The organism is Sodalis sp. (in: enterobacteria) (assembly GCF_047607725.1).
Lineage (GTDB): Bacteria > Pseudomonadota > Gammaproteobacteria > Enterobacterales > Enterobacteriaceae > JBLKSS01.
On sequence record NZ_JBLKSS010000006.1, the window covers coordinates 33,363 to 52,253 of the forward strand.

Below are 18,891 nucleotides of genomic sequence, written 5' to 3' on the forward strand. Positions count from 1 at the left end.
CTACGCGTCCGGTGGGGCTTTCTCCTGCTCCAGCGCCGCCAGTTCGCCGACGGTAATCGGCGTGAGGGGCGTACGGATGTGGTAAAAGCCCGCTTGCGCCGACGAAAGGTGGCGCTGCGTGGCGACAAGCTGGGCGACGGTGGGCGCGCACAACCGTCCCTGGCAGGGGCCCATGCCGGCGCGCAAAAATGCTTTCACCTGATTAGGACCGCTCGCCCCTTGCCGCATAGCGTCGCGCACCGCGCCGCAGGACACTTCTTCACAACGGCAGATGAGCGTCTGATCCGGCGGCGCCAGTACCTCGGGTGCGGGCGCATAGAGGCGGTCGAGCAGCGAACGCGCCGCCAGATGACGACGCCGCAGGCGGTCCGCCTGCCGGCACTCCCGTGCCATGGCCGCCGCATCCTGCTTTCCTAGCCGATGCAGGATGACGCTGGCGGCCAAGCGCCCCTCCGCCTCGGCCACGGCGTAGCCGCCAATGCCGCCGGCATCGCCGGCGATGAATACCCCGGCTGTCGAGCTTTCCAGTTGGGCGCTACGCCGCGGGATAAATGTGCTGGCAACGGCATCCCAGAGAAATTCGCAGCCGAGGGCGCGCGCGACATGCTGATCCGGAATAGCGCCCTCATGTAAACCGATATGTTGCGCCCGGAACGTCCGCGTTTTCCCGCCGCTAACGCAGCGTAGCACCCGTTCGTCCCGCCACGCGTCCTGTTCAATGGCGATATCGCGCACGCCGCTAAAAAAGCCACCCGGCTCAAGCGTAGCTCAGCCAGCAGGCCAGTGCCTTTGTAGAGGTAGCGGCTTCCCTCGCCGCTGAGTGTGTGGGGTAGGGCAAGGGCCTCCCGCAGCCAGTTGCGCCGCTGCGCCGTATCGAGCAGAGTCAGATCCCGCTTGCCCACCTTAAGACACTGCATGGCGTAGAGGTAAAACAGCGGACCGGTACCGGCCTCTCCATGGCGCCCACCGCCAACACCAGATGGGGACTCTGATGGCGTTCAATCCCCGCCGGCGTCTTGAGCCACACCGTGCCTCCGGGATCGGCCCGCCAGAGCGTGGTATTGAGCGCAAGCGTCGCCTGGCTGGCGCGCAGCGCCGCGACGCGCTGTTTGCCATACAGGTAATCCGTCCCGAGCAAGGCAAGGCGCTGCGCGGAGGCCGTTTCAACGCCTCGCCAGATTTGGCCGCCGGGAGCCGGATTTTCATCAATAATCAGCACGCGCGCGCAGCCCGCCACCAGGCGGGTCGCGGCGGCGATTCCGGCAGGGCCCGCGCCCAACACCATGGTGTCCCAAGACGTCATGATGGCGATCCCGGCGCTAGCGCCGCATCGGCGCGGTCATGGGGTATACCGTATCGGCGCCAGGGCGTTATGCATCCAGCGGATCAATGTCACGATGTCATAGACCGGCAGGCGAAAACGCTGCGCGATGGCGGCGGAATAGGGGGGGAAATTCGCGCATTCGCAAACGATCGCCCCGATCTCTGGGTGCGACGTCAACAGCCGCTGCACGGCGGCCAGCACTTCTTGCTCCTGCGTGTCCCGGTCGGCGCCTTGCTGGTTCATGCGCATATGGCTACGCAACCCGCCGTCCATCGCCAGGCCGACCCGCGGCAGATTCGGGCTGACGCCAATGGGTACCAGGTGTTCCTCCGTAAGCGCCCCGTGGAGGACGTCTTGAATTATTGGTGGGTTTGTTGTATGGCCCGGTAAGAATATGTTCCACTACGATGCCTAGTGAACCCGCATCCTATAAGGGACGGCTGGGTCGTAAAATTCTGCTCCAGATAGCCCGGTGCTTCGGCGGCGTTGACAAAACGATCTTCCAATTGGATAGGCGTGCCGTCTTCGAGATGCAACGGGCGTGAATGGTAAATGTCCTGGCCGGGGGGCAGAGGCAACATACTGCTCAACGGGCTCTCTGGCAGCCGCGCCAGATGGGAAATCACCTGGCAATAATGCACGCCGCCATTCTGGGCGATTTCTTCGGAAATATTGGACAAGGTAAACACCGCGCACTGCATACGCGGCCCCACCACAAAGGTCCCGCGCCCCTGAATACGGATCAGCACACCCTCCGCCTGCAGCTCGCGCAGCGCTCGCCTGACGGTCAAACGGGATACGCCAAACTCCTCGGCCAGCTGCTCTTCCGACGGTATTTGAAAATCGCTTGGCCATTCTTCAGCCTCGATACGACGGTCAATGGAAATTTTGATTTGCTCATACATCGGCTGCTCATTAGTCATTGTTTTACTTCTTAAGTGATATCAGTTTCGTTAAGCCAAAGGGTAAAGACTATAGTTGATACAATATAAGTTAGTTAATATATTTAATTTCATAATTAATCTGATTATAACGTTCATTTCACGCCACCGTCAGCCTTTTATCTATATTTTTTTCGTATAGTTATATCATTGACTGATCATAGTGATATCACTTATACCTGTCTGCACCATACCTTTTCCATTGACTTTACATGCCCGATTTATTCTCTGAAGGGGAGAACTATGTCCGCGAACGCGCTGCACACCTTGTCTATGTATATTGGTGGAGAATGGCTCCCGCCTTCATCTGGACGCTATTTCGATACCGTTGATCCGTACACGGCCAAACCGTGGGCGCGGGTCCCCAGAGGAAATAAAGACGACGCGTGCCGGGCCGTTGAAGTCGCCCATCAGGCGTTCAAAAACGGCCCCTGGGGACGGATGCATCAGTCTGAACGCGGCCGCATTCTCTACCGTTTTGCCGAACTTATCGAAAGCCATGCCGACTAGTTGGCCGAGCTTGAAGTCAGGGACAACGGCCGCCTGCTGGAGGAGATGCGCCACCAAATCCGTTATATTCCTCACTGGTATCGCTATTACGCCGGGCTGGCCGACAAAATCGAAGGGGTGGTGCATCCCTGCGATAAACCGGCCCTGAGCCTGTCGCGCCCCGAGCCCCTGGGGGTTTGCGTGGGCATCGTGCCCTGGAATGCGCCGCTGTTGCTGTTTTCACTGAAAGCCGCGCTTGCGCTCGCCGCGGGCAATACGCTGGTGATGAAACCGACGGAACATACGTCGGCCAGCGCGCTGAAGTTGATGGAATTAGTGGCGCAGGCGGGATTCCCCCCCCGGCGTGATTAATGTGGTCACCGGTTTTGGCGCGGAAGTGGGCGAGCCGCTGGTCACGCATCCGCTGACGCGCCATGTGTGCTTTACCGGTTCAACCCGCACCGGCGCACATCTTTACTCCCTGGCCGCGCGCGATATCAAACGCGTCAATCTGGAGCTGGGCGGTAAGTCGCCTAACATCATTTTTGACGACGCGGATCTGGATAACGCCGTTCGCGGCGTGGTCGGCGGCATTTACGGCGCCCCCGGACAGACCTGTATCGCGGGCTCGCGGCTGCTGGTGCATCGCAGTATCCAGGCGCCTTTTTTGGAAAAGCTGATGGCGTTTACGCGCCAGGCCCGTGTCGGCGATCCGCGTAATCCGGCCACCTGTATCGGCCCTATCGCCAATCAAATGCAGTATGACCGCATCTTGCAGTATATCGATATCGCCCGTCAGGAAGGGGCTGAGCTGCTGATGGGCGGAAAACGGCCTGAGGCGGCGGAATGCCGGGACGGCTATTTCATCGGGCCCACGTTGTATACCGGGGTCAACAATGGGATGCGCATTGCCCAGGAAGAAATTTTTGGCCCGGTATTGGCCGCCATACCCTTTGACGAGCCGGAAGAAGCCATCGCTATCGCCAACGACAGCGAATTTGGTTTGGCGGCCGGTATTTGGACCTCCAATATGCGCCTGGCGCTCAAAACGTCGGAACAATTGGAAGCTGGCAGCGTATGGATCAACACCTACCGCGACATTTCCTATACCACGCCGTTTGGCGGTTATAAGAAAAGCGGTATCGGCCGGGAGAATGGCGTGGCGGGTATCTACGAATACCTGCAAACCAAAGCGGTGTGGATATCCACCGCCGACGAAATCGAAAACCCCTTCGTCATCGGCTAAGGCGAGGCGCGCGTAATGGACCAGAGAACAGGCAGCGACATCCTCGCTGATGAATTGCATATCCAGCAAGCCGGGATGGTTTGGCATGTCCCCGGTGAGAGTTTCTTATCGGCGCTGGACGCGCTGGCGGTGCGGCATCCGGCGATAAAGACCATCAGTTGCCGCCACGAAAACGGCGACGCGCAGATGGCGGAGGCGTACTGAAAACTGACGGGCCGCCCGGGGGTGGCGTTTGTCACCCGCAGTCCGGGGGCGACCAACGCGGTGAACGGCATCCATACCGCCTATCAGGACGCCTCACCGGTCATCCTGATTATCGGGCAGGTTAAGCGCAGTATTCTGGAGCGGGAAGCATTTATGTCCTATGACTTCCGCGCCCTATTTGCCCCCATGACCAAGTGGGTGGGGCAAATCGACAGCGCGGCGCGCATCCCCGAGTTCATCCAGCGCGCCTATCAAACCGCGATGTCCGGCCGCAAAGGGCCGGTGGTGCTGGTGATCCCCGAAGACGTGCTTGAGGAACGCTGCGACGTGGCGGCGGGAACGCTGCTCACCCCCTCGCGCGCCGGCGCCGTCGCGTCGTCCGACATTGAGGGCATTTTCACGCTGCGCGCCGCGGCACAAAAACCGCTACTCATCGTCGGCGGTAACGGCTGGAACGCCCGCTTCCGTGACGCTATTCAACGCTTCGCCACGCAAAATGCGCTGCCGGTGGTCACTACCTTCCGCAGGCGGGACATTATCGACCATCGCTTGCCCTGCTATGCCGGTGAGATCGGTATCGGGGCCAATCCGGCGCTGCTGCAGCATATTCGCGAGACGGACGTATTGTTGGTCTGCAATGACGCGTTAAGCGACATCAATACCATCGGCGCGGGCTACATGGAAGGATTTACGCTGTTCTCACTCCCGTGTCCGCAGCAAAAAATCGTGCATGTGATGCCGGACCACGGCGATCTCAACCGGGTATTTCGCGCTGAGTTGACGCTGGTGGCGGAAATGGATAGCTTCGCGCCGGCGCTGGCGGACCATATGCCGATGGCTCAACCGCAGCACCGCTGCCTGGATGCAGACGCTGCGCGCCACCTATTTGCAAGAGGTGACCCCTAAGCCCTGCCCGGGCGCCCTTGATGTGCCTCATTTGATGGGGTGCTTAAGGGAGCGTTTACCGGAAAATGCCATCGTCACCAACGGCGTCGGCGCCTATGCCACCTGGAGCCAGCGTTATTTTCCCCACTATCAGCTTGGCACCCAACTGGGGCCTATCAGCGGCACAATGGGCTATTCGCGGCCGGCCGCCATTACCGCCAAATTGCTGCATCCCGATCGACCGGTGGTGTGTTTTGTCGACGACGGCTGTTTCCAGATGAGCAGCGAGGAACTGGCCACCGCCGTTCAATACGGCGTCAATATTGTCATCATTGTGTTTAACAACAATTTGTACGGCCCCATCCGCATCCATGAAGAAAACCGCCTAGCCGGCCGCGCGCACGGCACGGATTTAGTCAATCCGGATTTTTGCGCGCTGGCGCAGGCCTATGGCGCGCATGGGGAAGCGGTAACGGCTACCGCCGACTTTATGCCGGCGTTCGAGCGCTGTCTTGCGGCGGGCAAACCCGCCCTGCTGGAGTTGAGCATTAGTCAGGAGGTGATACACGCCCGCTATTCGTTAAGCGAATTGCGCGCCAGGAATAAGCGCTAAAGCGCCTTTTTACCGTCAGTCTGGCTGATTTCCTTAGTGATTAAGGGAAAAAGATCGTTGGTTTTGTTTTCCGTGACATACCGTCATCCGAGGAGAGTAAAATGAAATTCCATGTAAGATCGCTTGCCGCATTATGCTGTATCACCGCTTTTAGCGTTTTCAGCGCGGGCGCCTGTGAGTTACGCGTCACCACTTGGGGCGGCAATTACCAAGCCACCTATGAATCGGTTGTGAAGAAATTCGAGAAAGAATATCAATGCGACATTCAATGGGTTGTCGGCTCCAGCCCCGATCACCTTATTAAAGCGCGCCTCGGCCAGGTGGACGTCGTCACCAATACTTTGTTGAACTCTATTGCCGGCGAGAAAGAGCGGCTGTGGCTGCCGTTGGATAAAGCCGCTATTCCCAATATGGCGAACCTGTATGATAACGCAATTTATTCCCCCTACACCGTTTATGCCAACGTCGGGGATTACGTGCTTGCTTATAACAAGGACAAAATTTCCCAGGCGCCGACCAGCTGGAATACGCTTTGGGATAAGCAATATCGTGACCATGTGGTGATTTACGGCCTGGATAATATCCCCACCCTAAGTCTCGCCGTGATGGAAGCGGAACAGCACGGCGGCAGCATCGACAATATCAATCCCGGTTTAAAACGCATGGCTGAACTCATGAAAAGCGGCAACCTCATCGGCGCCTTGGATGTGGAAAGCCAAATGGTGTCGCTCTTTCAAACCGGTGACGCCTGGCTGGGCATGATGGCGACCGGACGCATGAAGGAACTGTATGAAAAAGGGGTCACCAACATCGCCTTTACCCGCCCCAGAGAAGGAACCTTCCCCTTGATTACGACGGTGAATATTACCAAATATGCCAAAGACGTGAAAATGGCGCAGGCGTTCGTCAATTATATTCTCAACCCGGACGTCCAGCTCGCCTTCGCGACCAGCAACCTTTATGCGCCGACGGTGAAAAATGTCACCATCCCGGCCGATTTTAAATATGCCAGTCTGCTGGTGAAAGACGACGCTTTTAAACGCCTTTATTTACCTGACCAGCAGAAGATAACTGAACACAAAGCGCAATGGCAGCAGAGTATCAATGAAATGTCGACGCAATAAATTTTGCGCCGCGGGTTAGCTCGAATGCGCTTTTCCGGTGAGTCCTGACGTTTACGGGCCGGGTATAACATGGCGAAATTAAATGTGAACAGCATGAGTGATAACGTAATTCAGGTGAAGGGCATCGTTAAGCGTTATGGACATGCCATGGCGGTAAATGGTGTCTCTTTTGACGTAAGACAAGGCGAATTTGTGTCTTTGCTGGGGCCCAGCGGCTGCGGCAAAACCACCACATTACGCATGATAGCCGGGTTTGTCGATCCGTCCGGCGGAACGAGTAATGTCCATGGCCGCGATGTTACGCACCTACCGCCGGAGAAACGCAACGTCGGTTTCGTCTTTCAGAATTATGCTTTATGGCCGCATATGACCGTGGCGGAGAATGTGGCGTTCGGACTGCGATTGCGGAAAAAACGGCCGGCGTTTATCCGGCAAAAAATCGAGGATTCCCTGGGGGTTGTCGGTTTGGCGGGCTATGAATCGCGCCTGCCCAGGCATCTCTCTGGGGGGCAGCAGCAGCGCGTCGCCCTGGCGCTGGAGCCGGAATTATTATTGATGGATGAGCCGCTGAGTAATCTGGATCGCGCGCTGCGCGTCGCGATGCGGCGCGAACTCAAAGAGCTGCAAAGCAAGATGAAAATGACGACGTTATACGTCACGCACGATCAGGAAGAGGCCTTGTCTATGTCGAATCGCGTCGTCATCATGAATAAAGGCAACATCGAGCAAATTGCGGCACCCCATGAGCTGTATGAAGCGCCTTGCAGCCCCTTTGTGGCCGATTTCGTTGGTATTACCAATTTTCTCGAAGGATTTTTGGTCGGTCAAACCGCGGGCGCGGCAACGCTGCAGTTGCAGTCCGGATTGACTATCCGCAGCCGTCAGCCAGTACCGCTGACGGAGGGCGCGCGTATTATGGTGCTGTTGCACCCGGAGCGGATTAGAGTGTTGACCGAACGGCCCCTCAATGAGGACAACATACTCAGCGGCGTGATCGTTTTTTCCGAATATTACGGCGCGGTGGTGCGTTATAGCGTGCGACTTGCCCAAGGCAATGTGTTGCGCGCGGAAGTGCGTAACTTTAATAAGGTTCATCACAATGGCTGCCCGGTTTGGCTGGGCATCGATCCGGACTATTTGCGCATCATTCCATTTGGCGGGGAGCACTAGATGCTGCGAAAACTCTTTCCCTCCCTCTCACCGGTCCTCGTGATTCTGGCGATTTTCGCCGTTTTGCTGATGCTTTGGGTGATCCGCACCAGTTTCAATGGTTCCGCCAACGGGGCGATGTCGGTTTCGGCCTACGGTTTCAGCCATTACGTGAAATTTCTCAGCAGCCAGTGGTATTTGATAAATACCCTGTGGTTCTCGCTGAAAATCGCGTTTCTCGCTACCGCTATTTCCGCCGTGTGCGGCTATCCTGTGGCGCTGTATATCGCGAGAAGCAGCGGCCTGCAGCGTAATATATTACTGTCTTTCACGATTGCCCCTTTGCTCATCGGCCTGGTGACGCTGGTGTATGGCTGGATTGTTATCTTTCGCGGCGGCGGGTTGCTTAATTCGCTGATGATCGCCTTACATGTTTATCAGCAGCCGGTACGCTATATGTGGGATATCAAAGGGGTGGTGATTTTGCTGATTTATATTGGCATCCCTTATATGGTGTTATCGCTGGTGGATTCGATTGAAAAAATTAACCCGTTTTTGGAAGAGGCGGCCCGCAACGTCGGCGCGGGCCCGTGGCAATCCTTCTGGAAAATCACCTTCCCGCTGACCATGCCTGGCCTGTACGCCAGCACGATAATTGTATTTGCGCTGAATTTATCCGCCTTTTCGGTGCCGTTAATGATTGGCAACAGCAACACGCAGATGCTGGGGCTGGTCATTTACCGCGAGGCCTTGTTGAATAATGACCTGCCGTTTAGCTCGGCATTATCAGTCATTATGAGCCTGGTCAACGCCGCGGTGATTATCGGGCTGACTTTCCTGTTCGGCAGGCTGATTTTGCGCAAGCTGGAGACGGTGCGATGACACAGTTTGATGGTAAGCGACCCGTGGAGGACGTCTTGAATTATTGGTGGGTTTGTTATATGGCCCGGTAAGAATATGTTCCACTACGATGCCTAGTGAACCCGCATCCTATAAGGGACGGCTGTCAGATCATGGATAATCCGGCGATGATAGTGTCCACTTAAATTTTAATGGACACTATCACAAACTTCAGAACCATTAATTTCATATCACTCAAACCGGGATGGAAATAAAAGTTATTAAAATCAATACAATGTGAAAATGCAATGAGCATAAGCGTGTAACGTAGGTTTACTGTCTCATACAACAAACCCACCAATAATTMAAGACGTCCTCCACGGGGCGCTTACAACTGATGCGCCTGCGCTTTGGACGCCGAGACAAACATCTGGTTGCGCCCGGTATCCAGTGCGTCAATCAGCGCTTCGCGGGCAAAATAGAACGTCGCCCCAATCTGGCGCGATTTGAGTAAATTGCGAATGCGAAATTCATTGGAGAGGCCCGCCTGATACCACCTGCGCTGGTACTCATAGAGCGAGTTCAGAAAAAGCGCCTTAAGCTGCGCATGCTGCTCAGGCGTGAACGCATTGCGCAGTGGTTTTTTGCGCGGGCCACGGTTACGGTTTTCCACATTGGGGTTCAGATCGGCTTCGTTGCCGCCGGCGTTATATTTGCCAATTCGCGCATGACGCTCGGCCTGACGGGCCAGCAGGTCAATTTCCTTAAAGTCACGCCCTGCTTTATCCGGCTTCATGATGAGCTGGTTATACCGCGGGGCGGTGATCGCCTGCATCTGTTCAAGCGGCGTATAGCTATCCCATTGGTCACGCAGCTTCCAGCTCCGCACTGTTGCCGGATTTTCCCCCACCCGTTCAGCAATGCTGGCCATCTTCATCCCCTGCCAGTAGAGGTGCATCGCCTGACGGCGGGGATCTTGCTCGCTGTGGTTGATATCGTCTGCCATCGCCTGTCCAGAATCGGAATTACCTGACTGCAAGGCTATCTTGCCCGGCCGGGCAACACGCCCGTCGCCCCCTGTGTCCGGCACCACACAAGACCGGCACATTGTTCCTGTGCGCGCGCCACGCCAACATGGGGAAAATACCCGGCCGCGAGCGGCCCACCTTATCGAGATCCTTGGGACGTCATCCATGAAATGACAGTTTTTCCGCGTCGCTGTTGAAGGGGCGACCAGCGACGGACGCACCATTGAGTGCCAGCATATTCAGGAAATGGCGGACGCATTCGATCCGGCTTTCCGGCCGGCCCGCGCCAATCTGGAGCATGTCACCAGTCTGTTCTCCGACAGCATGTTTAAATCGCAAGGGGATGTACTGGCCCTGAAAGCCGAGGAAATTGCCGACGGGCCGCTCAAGGGCAAGCTGGCGCTGCTGGCCCAGATTGACGCCACCGACGACCTGGTGGCGCTGAACCAGCGTCGGCAGAAGATTTACATCAGTATTGAGTACTACAAAAAGTTTGCGGACACAGACAAGGCTTACCTGACCGGCATCGCCTTTACCGATAATCCGGCTTCGCTCGGCAGTGAAATGATGATGTTCAGTGCGCAACACCTGGCGGACAGAGGCCTCTTCTTCGGCGCCTGCGAGGAAACCAACCTGGCCTTTGAGGTGCCGGCGGTCGACAAGCCGGGCCTGTTTACCCACATTGCCGCCCTGTTTGGCAAAAAGCAGTCCTCTGATGATCAGCGTTTCGACGACGTACATCAGGCCGTGACATTGGTTGCGGAGCATCAGCAGGGACTGGACGCCCGGCTGGGCGAATTCTCGGCGCTGCCGGAGGCCATGGCGGCACTGCAAGCCAGTCAGGGGGCAACAGAAACCGCACTGGAAGCCTTGACCGCCCGTCTTGGCAACACTGACCGCTCCCCAACGCGACGCGAACCGGCCCCCGGCGGCAAAGGCGTGACTTTAACCGACTGCTGACAGACGCAACGGCAGATGAAAGGAAAACCCGAATGAATCCGAATACACGCAGCCAATACAAGGCGTTTTTACAGCAGGTCGCGCACCTGAATCATCTTGACGCCGAGGATGTGGTCACCCGTTTTACCGTTGACCCGTCGGTCAGCCAGACGCTGGAGTCCAAAATCCAGGACAGCAGCGATTTCCTGAAAAAAATTAATATAGTGCCGGTCGATGAGCAGAGCGGCCAGAAGATTGGCCTGGGGGTCGATCGCCCGATTGCCAGCACCACCGACACCGATACCAAAGAGCGTGAACCCCTCGACCCCAGCAGCCTGGATGAAGTGGGCTATGTCTGCACCCAGACCAACTTTGATACCGTACTGAAATACGCCAAGTTGGATGCATGGGCCAAGTTCCCGGATTTCCAGACCCGTATCCGCAACCAGATTGTGAAACGCCAGGCGCTGGACCGCATCATGATCGGCTGGAACGGCACCTCGCGTGCCAAAACCTCGAATTTCCAGGTCAACAAGCTGTTGCAGGATGTGAATATTGGCTTTCTGGAAAAAATTCGCAAAGGCGCCGCGACCCAGGTGATGAATAAAATTGTCTCCTCCTCCGGTAGCGTGGTGTCCGAGAAGATCCGCGTCGGTATCAAAGGGGATTATAAAAACCTGGATGCGCTGGTGATGAACGCCACGGACGAGCATATCGCGCCCTGGTTCCAGGACGATACCGAACTGGTCGCCATCTGTGGGCGTTCACTGTTGGCGGATAAATATTTCCCGCTGGTTAATCAGGTGCAGCCCAACAGTGAAATGCTGGCGGCTGACCTGATTATCAGCCAGAAACGCCTCGGCGGCCTTGCAGGCAATACGGGTACCGTTTTTCCCCGATAACACCATTTTGATCACCCGCCTGGATAACCTGTCCATCTACTGGCAGGACGGCACCCGCCGCCGCCACCTGATGGATAACCCGAAGCGGGATCGCATCGAAAACTTTGAGTCCGTCAACGAGGCGTATGTGGTCGAGGATTATCAGTGCACTGCGCTGATTGAAAATATCCAGATCCTCGAGCCGGAAGCCCCGCCTGCCAAAAAAATAGGGGAATAAGGGCTGATGAGTAATCCTGCCCGTTATCACCGCGCCTTTGTGGCCGCCCAGTTGGCGGCCTCACAGGATGAAAGCGCGCAAATGAGCCATCTGGGCCATTACGAGCTGCTGCTGTTCAAGCTGAAGCAGGATTTGGACCGGCTGCATCACGTCGAATCCCGCCGCCGTAAGGCGCAGCTCAAGCGCGAGATGTTGCCCACCTATCAGCCGTGGGTCGCCGGCGTACTGGCAGGCGGCACCGGGGCGCAGGACGCCGTACTGATGCGGATGCTGGTCTGGCTGCTGGACGTGGGCGACATCACCGCGGCATTAGATATCGGCGACTATGCCCTGCGCCACGGCCTGCTGGCCCCGGACGGCTTCGAGCGCGCCCCGCCCTGTCTTATTGCAGAAGAGGTCACCGCCAGCGCCCAGCGCAACCTGAATGACGGCCAGCCGCTGGATACCGAACAGCTCGTGCGTGCCCGGTCGTTGCTGGCCGGGCGGGATATGCCGGACAAGGTGAAGGCCCGTTTGCTAAAAGTAGTGGGCCTCGCGCTCCGCCAGGACGGGGAAGACGGACAGGCCCTGGCGTGTTTCAGGCAGGCGCTGGCCCAGGATGAGAGCTGTGGCGTGAAAACCGAGATTAAACAGCTGGAAAAGCGACTCGCCCCCAGCAACTAACCCCCCCTATTAACAACAGAATCGCCCCCGGCGAGGGCGACACGGGGCGCCGAGTCGAGCCAGTGGCTCTGCCAACGCGCACCGTCCACCGCCCCTTTTTTTAAGGAGTTGTATGGAGATTGCCATTGCCCCGGTCAATAAAGCCCAGGAGCCGCCTGTCGCCAATACGGCGTTCTGGCCGACCATTGACCTGGCGCAGTACCGCGCGGCGATGCGCCAGGACGGTACACTGACCCCGGGCCGTGTGCGTGAGGCGGCGCTGAACGCCATGCATGAGGTGAATACCCGGTTGGCCGTCTGGCGTCAGGCGCAGGAAAGCGCCGGCTATCTGGCGCTGGACGCGGTGCCCACTGAGCGGCTCGACGGCGAAAGCCTGTACGTTCAGCGCTATCGCCGCGCGGTGTTCTGCCTGATGCAGGCCAGCCTTACTGAGCACTTTCGCAGCATTGACGCCAACGGCGCCGGTCAACGCCGCGCCGAGACGCTGGACAGCACTGTTGATGACTTACGCCGCGACGCTAGTTGGGCGATTAATGATATCCAGGGCCGGCCGCACATGACCATTGAGCTTATCTGATGAAAATACACGCCGGGCAGCACGACACCGTGGACGCGCTATGTCAGCGCTACTACGGCCGCACGTAGGGCGTCACCGAGTGGGTCTTGCGGCATAATCCGGGGCTGGCGAAGGTCGGCCCCCTTTTACCTCACGGTTACCCGGTGGAATTGCCTGACCGGGTGGGCGAGGCAGCACTACAGACGGTGCAATTGTGGGATTAACACGGATGGAAAAATACACCACCGGCTCCGCCTACGGCTGGGGCCTGATAACCTGCCTGCTGGGCGTGTTCTCGCTCAGTGAATGGGCATTGATTACCGGTATCGCCTGCACCCTGGCGACCTTCCTGCTGAACTGGATTTACCGGCATAAGGAATACCGTTTCAGGACGCAGCGCGATGAGCATTAAACACGCGGCCGGCCCTGTCTGCGCCGTGACCGCCATCATTGCACTGCTCGTCTCTGGAGGACAAGTGCGTACCAACGCCGAAGGGCTTGCGCTTATCGGCCATGCCGAAGGCTGTCGACGGGCGCCGTATCGTTGCCCCGCMGGTCGACTCACCGACGGCATTGGCAATACCCACGGCGTCAAGCCCGGCACCTACAAAACAGACCCGCAGATAGCCGCAGACTGGCAGCGCAATATTCTGGATGCAGAGCGCTGTATCAACGCCTATTTCCGGGGGCGTGAGATGTCGGACAATACTTTTAGCGCGATGACTTCTGCCGTGTTCACCACGGGTTGCTACGGCTTGCGTACTTACAAAGGGAAGGACGGCAAGCGCCATGAGACGACCCTTCATAAACTGGCGCAGCAGGGAAAATGGTGTGAGATGTGTGAGCGTCTGCCAGAGTTCAACAGCGGCGGCAAGTACCCCGGCCTCACGAAGCGCCGCGAAGCTGAGCGCCAGTTATGCCTGAAAGGATAAAGGGCGATGCGCTGAACATTTCCTCTCACGATAGTTGCCTTGCTGGTATTGATGGCCGGCGCGGCGCTTTACTATCGTGCCCGGTATCTGGATGTCGAACAATCCCGGCAGCACATTGAGGCGCAAGCCGCATCCAGGCAGGCGGAGATTGAACAACTGAATCACCAGATACAGACCGTTACCGCGCTGGATAAGCAACATACGCGGGAGCTTGAAAATGATAAAAAACGTATTGCGCAGCTTGAGCGTGATGTGGCTGGCGGCCGTCGTCGGTTGCAGGTCAGTGCCACCTGTCCCAACGTGTCCGCTCGTGCCGCCACCCGCATGGATGATGCAGCCGGCGCCAGACCTACTGACGCCGCTCAACGAAATTATTTCACTCTCAGACGACGAATTGAAATTGCGGAAGAGCAAATAAACGGCTTGCAGGACTACGCACGACTGGTTTGCTTGACGGCCAACGCCAGGACAAAATGAGAATATCAGTCATGACGAAGCACGAAAAACAGCAACTCAACACTCTCTGCCGTTATCTGAATGACGCCAATACCTACCTGAATGACGCCACGGTATGGCGCGGCGTGGTGGCAGCCGCAAAAGCTCACGCAGGGCTTCACATTCTGCTGGCGGAGGCGGAAAAGCCGCGCCCCTTAACGAGGAAGGCCTGTGCTAAAACCTGATTCGCTCCGTGCAGCACTAACCGCCGCCGTACCCTATGTGGCGCAAAACCCCGACTGCCTGCATATTTTTATTGATGAGGGGGCGATTATCAGCACGCGGGCGCCGTCTCTCTCGTTTGAATACCAGTACACCCTGAATCTGGTCATCACCGATTATGCCGACAGCGCCGACCCGCTGGTTGTGGCTATCCTGCACTGGCTGCGCACCCATCAGCCCGATATCATGGCGAACCCCGACAAACGCGATCGGGGCTTCACCTTTGAAGTGGATTTCCTCGATAACCCGATGCGGGATATCAGTCTCAATCTGCGGTTGACCGAGCGGGTGATTGTGCGCGAAGACGGCGGAACATTAACCGTTAGTCACGTGGATGAACCCGCGCCGCCGCCCTCAGACCTCAGTGAAGTTGAAATATGGATGGCCGGGCGCAAGGTGGCGGCATGGCGCAACTAAACGACGTTCAGCCGCTGGAGGATGCCCTGGCGGCCCTGCTGCAACAGCTCTCGCCGCCGGCACGTCGTACACTGATGCGAGAAGTGGCGAAAACCTTGCGCCAACGACAGAAAAAACAGATCCAGGCACAGAAAAATCCTGACGGCTCGCCCTATATTCCCCGTAAACGCCGGGTGCGCGACAAGCACGGCCGACTGCGGCGCAAGATGTTTACCCGGCTGCATACCGCCCGTTTTATGAAAACCGCCTCGACCCCGGAGAGCGCGTCGGTCAGCTTCACGCCTGCTTGTCGAGCACCTGACGAGGGTGCATCACTATGGCTTGCGCGATCGCATCAGCCGACACGGTCCGACGGTACGCTATGCCCGTCGTCAGCTGCTGGGCTTTACCAACGCCGACCGTGACTGGATAGCCGACCTGGCGCTGGCCCACCTCGCCCGCTAGCCGCCTTGTAACGCCCCTGACACAAACCCTACCTCGTGCCGCGCGCCCCCCGACGCGGCACACTGACAGCATGAAAACTGCACTTGCTGACATTAAACGCCTGCTGGCCAACCTGATCCGTGCGGGTGTCGTCTCCCGCGTGGACACCACCACCGGCCGCTGCCGGGTCTCTATCGGCCAGATGGAAACCGACTGGCTCCCCTGGCTGACGCCCCGCGCCAGCCGGGTGCGCGTCTGGTCTGCGCCCTCGCCTGGCGAGCAGGTGACCGTCCTCAGTCCGGGGGGTGATCTGTCCGGCGGCTTTGTGCTGCCGGCCGTCTTTTCCGACATCCACCCGGCACCTGCCACCGCGCCGGATGCGGTACACCTGACGTTCCCGGATGGCGCGGTGATGGAATACGATCCGGACACCGGCGCACTGACGGCGCGCGGCATCAAAACCGCCCAGATTCAAGCCAGCGAATCGGTCGTGGTAACGACCCCCGTCGTCCTGGTGACCGCCAGTGAGCGTATCACGCTCGATACGCCGGAGGTCGTTTGCACCCAGCATCTGCGCGCCCGCACTCTCAGTATCACCGAGGGCGGCACGATGCGGGGCACCATCACCCACAGCGGCGATAGCCTGACCTCCAACGGCGTGACGCTGGACAGCCACCGGCACAGCGGCGTTAAAGGCGGGGACGACCTGTCAGGGGGGCCGAGCGCATGATGTTTATGGGGATGCACCGTCACACCGGCGAGGGACTGTCCGATATGGCCCATCTGCGCCAGTCAGTGGCTAATATCCTGCAAACGCCCACCGGTAGCCGCGTTATGCGCCGGGACTACGGCTCGACGCTCTTTGCGCTGATTGACCAGCCGCAGACGCCGGCATTAAAGCTGCAAATCATGGCCGCTATCTACGGTGCGCTGCTGCGCTGGGAAGATCGCCTGACGCTCACCCAGCTCCAGCTGTCCAGCGAGGTCAGCGGAAAAATGACGGTTGACCTGGTGGGACAGCGTACCGATACCGCCGCACCGCTCACCCTGACACTGCCCTTAAGAGGATAATCGTGGCGACCATCGATTTAAGCCAGCTCCCCGCGCCCAACGTCATAGAGTCCCTCGACTTTGAGACGCTGTTTGCCCAACGCAAGGACCGCCTGATAGCCCTTTATCCACCAGAGCAGCGCGAGGCGCTGCGGCGTACGCTGCGCTATGAATCCGAACCGCTGGTCAAGCTGTTGCAGGAAAACACCTACCGCGAGCTGTTGCTGAGTCAACGCATCAATGAGGCCGCCCAGGCGAACATGCTGGGCTACGCCACCGGCGCCGACCTCGATCAGCTGGGTGCCAACTACAATGTTCAGCGCCTGATTATCACACCGGCGGATGACACCCGACTTCCGCCAACGCCGGCGGTGAAAGAAAGCGATCGGGATTTTCGCCTGCGTATCCAGCAGGCGTTTGAGGGTCTGAGCGTCGCCGGTCCGAGCGGCGCTTACCAGTTCCACGGTCGCAGTGCCGATGGCCGCGTCGCGGATATCTCGGTTATCAGTCCGCAGCCCGCCTGCGTGACCGTCTCGGAGCTTTCCCGTGAGGGCGACGGCACCGCCAGCCCAGAGCTGATAGCGAAAGTCGCCGCCGCCCTGAATGCCGACACCGTGCGCCCGGTTGCCGACAGGGTGACCGTGCAATCCGCACGCATCGTACCCTATGAGGTAGAGGCGGTCCTCCACCTGTTACCGGGACCGGAAGCCGGCCCCATCCGCCAGGCGGCAGAACAACGACTTGACGCCTACGCCCGCGACCAGCATCGGTTGGGGCGGGATATCCGGCTGGCCGCCCTCTATGCTGCCCTGCATTTAGAAGGTGTGCCGCGCGTGGTATTAACTCGCCCCGAGGCGGATATCGTACTCGACGCCACCCAGGCGTCATACTGCGAACGCCATACGTTGACCCTCGGAGGCAGTGATGCATGACGGTCGTTTACTGCCAACAGGCTCGACGCCGCTCGAAGTGGCCGCGGCCGCGGCGTGCGCCCAGCTGGCACAGCTGCCTGTCCCGCTGCGTCAGTTGCTCAACCCGCAAACCTGCCCGGTGAATTTGCTGCCGTATCTGGCGTGGGCCTTTTCCGTTGACCGCTGGGATGAGCGCTGGCCGGAGGCGGCCAAGCGTCAGGTGATTGCCAGCAGCCATTTTATTCATCGCCACAAGGGGACTATCAGCGCCTTACGGCGCGTGGTAGAGCCGCTGGGCTACCTGATAGAAGTGCGCGAATGGTGGCAGCTGAACGAAACGCCCGGTACATTTCGCCTGATTATCGGCGTGCTGAAAGGCGGCATTACCGAAGAAATGTACCAGGAGCTGGAGCGCCTGATTGCTGATGCCAAGCCGGTCAGCCGTCATCTTGTCGGGCTGTCCATCAATCTCGACGTTAACGGCCCGCTGCCCGTCGCCGTCGGCAGCTATGACGGCGATATCCTGACCGTTTACGCCTATACCCCTGAAACCTTGAGTGTCACCGCTTCGCTCCCAAGCGCGGCCGGCACGCAAACCGCTGATACCCTGACCGTGAGCATCACATCATGAGCATCAAATTTTTTGGCATCCTGACCTACCAGGGCGCGGCCCGGCTGGCAAACGCCGCCGCGCTGCCCTCAACCAGCTGAGCATTGACCCGCTTAACGGCAACCAGATCATCGCCGAGCAGGTTATCCCGGAAAATGAAGGTGGATGGTGGATCAGGGAAATTGGCCTGTTTGACAAAGACGGCACCCTGATAGCTGTAGCCAACTGCCCGGAAAGCTACAAACCCCAGATGCAGGAAGGCAGCGGGCGCACCCAGACCATCCGCATGATCCTGATCGTCAACAGCGCCGAGGCATTGGCACTGAAGATTGACCCATCCATCGTACTAGCGACGCGGCACTATGTGGATGATGGCGTTATCGAGGTAAAAGCCTATGCGAAAGCCTATGCCAATGAGTTGATGAAATACCATCTCAATCTCACCGATCCACATCCGCAGTATGCCCCCAAGGCCAGCCCGGTTTTCACCGGCACCCCGACAGCGCCGACGGCCAAACTAAACAACAACAGCACACAACTGGCGACAACGGCTTTTGTGCAAAGTGTGGCAAAAGGTAAGCGCCCCGTGGAGGACGTCTTGAATTATTGGTGGGTTTGTTGTATGGCCCGGTAAGAATATGTTCCACTACGATGCCTAGTGAACCCGCATCCTATAAGGGACGGCTGTCAGATCATGGATAATCCGGCGAT

22 protein-coding genes and 8 pseudogenes are annotated in these 18,891 nt (G+C 58.2%); 24 read left to right on the forward strand and 6 right to left on the reverse strand.

The genetic code is table 11. The annotated features are described in order from the left end of the window. From ACMX3H_RS00245 to ACMX3H_RS00265, 5 genes are all read right to left on the reverse strand, one after another. Positions 1 to 735: a (2Fe-2S)-binding protein gene (locus ACMX3H_RS00245; protein WP_415209345.1), complete on the reverse strand. Its 735-nt coding sequence runs from the start codon at positions 733 to 735 to the stop codon at positions 1 to 3. Positions 736 to 883: 148 nt separating this feature from the next. Next, positions 884 to 1,303 (reverse strand): FAD-dependent oxidoreductase, encoded by a 420-nt coding sequence (locus ACMX3H_RS00250; RefSeq protein ID WP_415209346.1) that lies wholly within the window; start codon positions 1,301 to 1,303, stop codon positions 884 to 886. A 36-nt stretch (positions 1,304 to 1,339) separates the two neighbouring features. Continuing rightward, entirely contained in the window at positions 1,340 to 1,567 is a 228-nt protein-coding gene (locus ACMX3H_RS00255; RefSeq protein WP_415209347.1) for a hypothetical protein, read from the reverse strand. Positions 1,568 to 1,577: 10 nt separating this feature from the next. Continuing rightward, positions 1,578 to 1,727 carry a hypothetical protein gene (locus ACMX3H_RS00260; RefSeq protein ID WP_415209348.1) on the reverse strand — a complete coding sequence of 50 codons (150 nt, stop codon included), beginning with the start codon at positions 1,725 to 1,727 and terminating at the stop codon, positions 1,578 to 1,580. Next, complete coding sequence (locus tag ACMX3H_RS00265) at positions 1,684 to 2,247, reverse strand: GntR family transcriptional regulator (RefSeq protein WP_415209349.1); 564 nt, start codon at positions 2,245 to 2,247, stop codon at positions 1,684 to 1,686. The genes ACMX3H_RS00260 and ACMX3H_RS00265 overlap by 44 nt, the downstream gene beginning before the upstream one ends. 291 nt (positions 2,248 to 2,538) lie before the next feature. Here ACMX3H_RS00265 and ACMX3H_RS00270 point away from each other — a divergent pair. The 8 genes and pseudogenes from ACMX3H_RS00270 to ACMX3H_RS00305 all read left to right on the forward strand — a co-directional run bounded on the left by ACMX3H_RS00270 (position 2,539) and on the right by ACMX3H_RS00305 (position 8,857). Beyond that, positions 2,539 to 3,126 (forward strand): annotated as a pseudogene (locus ACMX3H_RS00270) (aldehyde dehydrogenase family protein). Beyond that, positions 3,119 to 4,000: an aldehyde dehydrogenase family protein gene (locus tag ACMX3H_RS00275; RefSeq protein WP_415209350.1), complete on the forward strand. Its 882-nt coding sequence runs from the start codon at positions 3,119 to 3,121 to the stop codon at positions 3,998 to 4,000. The pseudogene ACMX3H_RS00270 and the gene ACMX3H_RS00275 overlap by 8 nt, the downstream one beginning before the upstream one ends. A 15-nt stretch (positions 4,001 to 4,015) precedes the next feature. Beyond that, positions 4,016 to 4,351 (forward strand): annotated as a pseudogene (locus tag ACMX3H_RS00280) (thiamine pyrophosphate-binding protein); the annotation flags it as partial. A 114-nt stretch (positions 4,352 to 4,465) separates the two neighbouring features. After that, positions 4,466 to 5,110 (forward strand): hypothetical protein, encoded by a 645-nt coding sequence (locus ACMX3H_RS00285; RefSeq protein ID WP_415209367.1) that lies wholly within the window; start codon positions 4,466 to 4,468, stop codon positions 5,108 to 5,110. Beyond that, positions 5,067 to 5,702 carry a thiamine pyrophosphate-dependent enzyme gene (locus tag ACMX3H_RS00290; protein ID WP_415209351.1) on the forward strand — a complete coding sequence of 212 codons (636 nt, stop codon included), beginning with the start codon at positions 5,067 to 5,069 and terminating at the stop codon, positions 5,700 to 5,702. The genes ACMX3H_RS00285 and ACMX3H_RS00290 overlap by 44 nt, the downstream gene beginning before the upstream one ends. Positions 5,703 to 5,803: 101 nt before the next feature. Continuing rightward, complete coding sequence (locus ACMX3H_RS00295; RefSeq protein ID WP_415209352.1) at positions 5,804 to 6,826, forward strand: extracellular solute-binding protein; 1,023 nt, start codon at positions 5,804 to 5,806, stop codon at positions 6,824 to 6,826. Positions 6,827 to 6,919: 93 nt separating this feature from the next. Then, positions 6,920 to 7,996: an ABC transporter ATP-binding protein gene (locus ACMX3H_RS00300; protein ID WP_415209353.1), complete on the forward strand. Its 1,077-nt coding sequence runs from the start codon at positions 6,920 to 6,922 to the stop codon at positions 7,994 to 7,996. Then, on the forward strand, positions 7,997 to 8,857 hold the full coding sequence (locus ACMX3H_RS00305; protein ID WP_415209354.1) for an ABC transporter permease: 861 nt from the start codon (positions 7,997 to 7,999) through the stop codon (positions 8,855 to 8,857). A gap of 355 nt (positions 8,858 to 9,212) precedes the next feature. On the opposite strand, the pseudogene ACMX3H_RS00310 reads toward ACMX3H_RS00305, so the two are convergent. After that, positions 9,213 to 9,821 (reverse strand): annotated as a pseudogene (locus ACMX3H_RS00310) (terminase gpP N-terminus-related DNA-binding protein); the annotation flags it as partial. Between the two features lie 211 nt (positions 9,822 to 10,032). Between ACMX3H_RS00310 and ACMX3H_RS00315 the strand changes: the two are divergent. The 16 genes and pseudogenes from ACMX3H_RS00315 to ACMX3H_RS00390 all read left to right on the forward strand — a co-directional run. After that, positions 10,033 to 10,803 (forward strand): annotated as a pseudogene (locus ACMX3H_RS00315) (GPO family capsid scaffolding protein); the annotation flags it as partial. 32 nt (positions 10,804 to 10,835) lie between these two features. After that, positions 10,836 to 11,901 (forward strand): annotated as a pseudogene (locus tag ACMX3H_RS00320) (phage major capsid protein, P2 family). Positions 11,902 to 11,907: 6 nt separating this feature from the next. Beyond that, entirely contained in the window at positions 11,908 to 12,564 is a 657-nt protein-coding gene (gene gpM / locus ACMX3H_RS00325) for a phage terminase small subunit (RefSeq protein ID WP_415209355.1), read from the forward strand. A gap of 112 nt (positions 12,565 to 12,676) precedes the next feature. Next, the gene (locus ACMX3H_RS00330; protein ID WP_415209356.1) at positions 12,677 to 13,141 is read left to right on the forward strand and encodes a head completion/stabilization protein; all 465 of its coding nucleotides are present in this window, start codon (positions 12,677 to 12,679) and stop codon (positions 13,139 to 13,141) included. Then, a pseudogene (locus ACMX3H_RS00335) lies at positions 13,141 to 13,344 on the forward strand (tail protein X). Before ACMX3H_RS00330 ends, ACMX3H_RS00335 begins: the two are co-directional and overlap by 1 nt. 5 nt (positions 13,345 to 13,349) lie before the next feature. Continuing rightward, positions 13,350 to 13,532, forward strand: coding sequence for a phage holin family protein (locus tag ACMX3H_RS00340; RefSeq protein ID WP_345996737.1), 183 nt, complete (start codon positions 13,350 to 13,352; stop codon positions 13,530 to 13,532). Continuing rightward, positions 13,522 to 14,052: a lysozyme gene (locus tag ACMX3H_RS00345; protein ID WP_415209357.1), complete on the forward strand. Its 531-nt coding sequence runs from the start codon at positions 13,522 to 13,524 to the stop codon at positions 14,050 to 14,052. The genes ACMX3H_RS00340 and ACMX3H_RS00345 overlap by 11 nt, the downstream gene beginning before the upstream one ends. Positions 14,053 to 14,103: 51 nt before the next feature. After that, positions 14,104 to 14,529 carry a lysis protein gene (locus ACMX3H_RS00350; protein ID WP_415209358.1) on the forward strand — a complete coding sequence of 142 codons (426 nt, stop codon included), beginning with the start codon at positions 14,104 to 14,106 and terminating at the stop codon, positions 14,527 to 14,529. A gap of 11 nt (positions 14,530 to 14,540) precedes the next feature. Beyond that, positions 14,541 to 14,732 carry a hypothetical protein gene (locus ACMX3H_RS00355; protein ID WP_415209359.1) on the forward strand — a complete coding sequence of 64 codons (192 nt, stop codon included), beginning with the start codon at positions 14,541 to 14,543 and terminating at the stop codon, positions 14,730 to 14,732. Continuing rightward, on the forward strand, positions 14,719 to 15,186 hold the full coding sequence (locus tag ACMX3H_RS00360; protein ID WP_415209360.1) for a phage tail protein: 468 nt from the start codon (positions 14,719 to 14,721) through the stop codon (positions 15,184 to 15,186). Before ACMX3H_RS00355 ends, ACMX3H_RS00360 begins: the two co-directional genes overlap by 14 nt. Continuing rightward, positions 15,174 to 15,630: pseudogene (locus tag ACMX3H_RS00365) on the forward strand (phage virion morphogenesis protein). Before ACMX3H_RS00360 ends, ACMX3H_RS00365 begins: the two are co-directional and overlap by 13 nt. A 70-nt stretch (positions 15,631 to 15,700) precedes the next feature. Next, positions 15,701 to 16,339, forward strand: coding sequence for a phage baseplate assembly protein V (locus ACMX3H_RS00370; RefSeq protein WP_415209361.1), 639 nt, complete (start codon positions 15,701 to 15,703; stop codon positions 16,337 to 16,339). Continuing rightward, a complete protein-coding gene (locus tag ACMX3H_RS00375) occupies positions 16,336 to 16,680 on the forward strand; it encodes a GPW/gp25 family protein (protein ID WP_415209362.1) in 345 nt (114 codons plus the stop codon). Before ACMX3H_RS00370 ends, ACMX3H_RS00375 begins: the two co-directional genes overlap by 4 nt. Positions 16,681 to 16,682: 2 nt before the next feature. After that, complete coding sequence (locus ACMX3H_RS00380) at positions 16,683 to 17,591, forward strand: baseplate J/gp47 family protein (protein WP_415209363.1); 909 nt, start codon at positions 16,683 to 16,685, stop codon at positions 17,589 to 17,591. Next, entirely contained in the window at positions 17,584 to 18,201 is a 618-nt protein-coding gene (locus tag ACMX3H_RS00385) for a phage tail protein I (protein WP_415209364.1), read from the forward strand. Before ACMX3H_RS00380 ends, ACMX3H_RS00385 begins: the two co-directional genes overlap by 8 nt. Next, positions 18,198 to 18,655: pseudogene (locus ACMX3H_RS00390) on the forward strand (phage tail protein); the annotation flags it as partial. The gene ACMX3H_RS00385 and the pseudogene ACMX3H_RS00390, both read left to right, overlap by 4 nt. Between the last annotated feature and the right edge of the window lie 236 nt (positions 18,656 to 18,891).

Excerpts from the sequence above, each read along its gene's own strand:
- ACMX3H_RS00375 (WP_415209362.1), top strand. The coding sequence starts at position 16,336 with ATGATGTTTATGGGGATGCACCGTCACACCGGCGAGGGACTGTCCGAT.
- ACMX3H_RS00370 (WP_415209361.1), top strand. The coding sequence starts at position 15,701 with ATGAAAACTGCACTTGCTGACATTAAACGCCTGCTGGCCAACCTGATC.
- ACMX3H_RS00255 (WP_415209347.1), bottom strand. The coding sequence starts at position 1,567 with ATGAACCAGCAAGGCGCCGACCGGGACACGCAGGAGCAAGAAGTGCTG.
- ACMX3H_RS00305 (WP_415209354.1), top strand. The coding sequence starts at position 7,997 with ATGCTGCGAAAACTCTTTCCCTCCCTCTCACCGGTCCTCGTGATTCTG.
- ACMX3H_RS00290 (WP_415209351.1), top strand. The coding sequence starts at position 5,067 with ATGCAGACGCTGCGCGCCACCTATTTGCAAGAGGTGACCCCTAAGCCC.
- ACMX3H_RS00355 (WP_415209359.1), top strand. The coding sequence starts at position 14,541 with ATGACGAAGCACGAAAAACAGCAACTCAACACTCTCTGCCGTTATCTG.
- ACMX3H_RS00340 (WP_345996737.1), top strand. The coding sequence starts at position 13,350 with ATGGAAAAATACACCACCGGCTCCGCCTACGGCTGGGGCCTGATAACC.
- ACMX3H_RS00250 (WP_415209346.1), bottom strand. The coding sequence starts at position 1,303 with ATGACGTCTTGGGACACCATGGTGTTGGGCGCGGGCCCTGCCGGAATC.
- ACMX3H_RS00285 (WP_415209367.1), top strand. The coding sequence starts at position 4,466 with ATGTCCGGCCGCAAAGGGCCGGTGGTGCTGGTGATCCCCGAAGACGTG.
- ACMX3H_RS00265 (WP_415209349.1), bottom strand. The coding sequence starts at position 2,247 with ATGACTAATGAGCAGCCGATGTATGAGCAAATCAAAATTTCCATTGAC.
- ACMX3H_RS00300 (WP_415209353.1), top strand. The coding sequence starts at position 6,920 with ATGAGTGATAACGTAATTCAGGTGAAGGGCATCGTTAAGCGTTATGGA.
- ACMX3H_RS00350 (WP_415209358.1), top strand. The coding sequence starts at position 14,104 with ATGGCCGGCGCGGCGCTTTACTATCGTGCCCGGTATCTGGATGTCGAA.
- ACMX3H_RS00330 (WP_415209356.1), top strand. The coding sequence starts at position 12,677 with ATGGAGATTGCCATTGCCCCGGTCAATAAAGCCCAGGAGCCGCCTGTC.
- ACMX3H_RS00385 (WP_415209364.1), top strand. The coding sequence starts at position 17,584 with ATGCATGACGGTCGTTTACTGCCAACAGGCTCGACGCCGCTCGAAGTG.
- ACMX3H_RS00295 (WP_415209352.1), top strand. The coding sequence starts at position 5,804 with ATGAAATTCCATGTAAGATCGCTTGCCGCATTATGCTGTATCACCGCT.
- gpM (WP_415209355.1), top strand. The coding sequence starts at position 11,908 with ATGAGTAATCCTGCCCGTTATCACCGCGCCTTTGTGGCCGCCCAGTTG.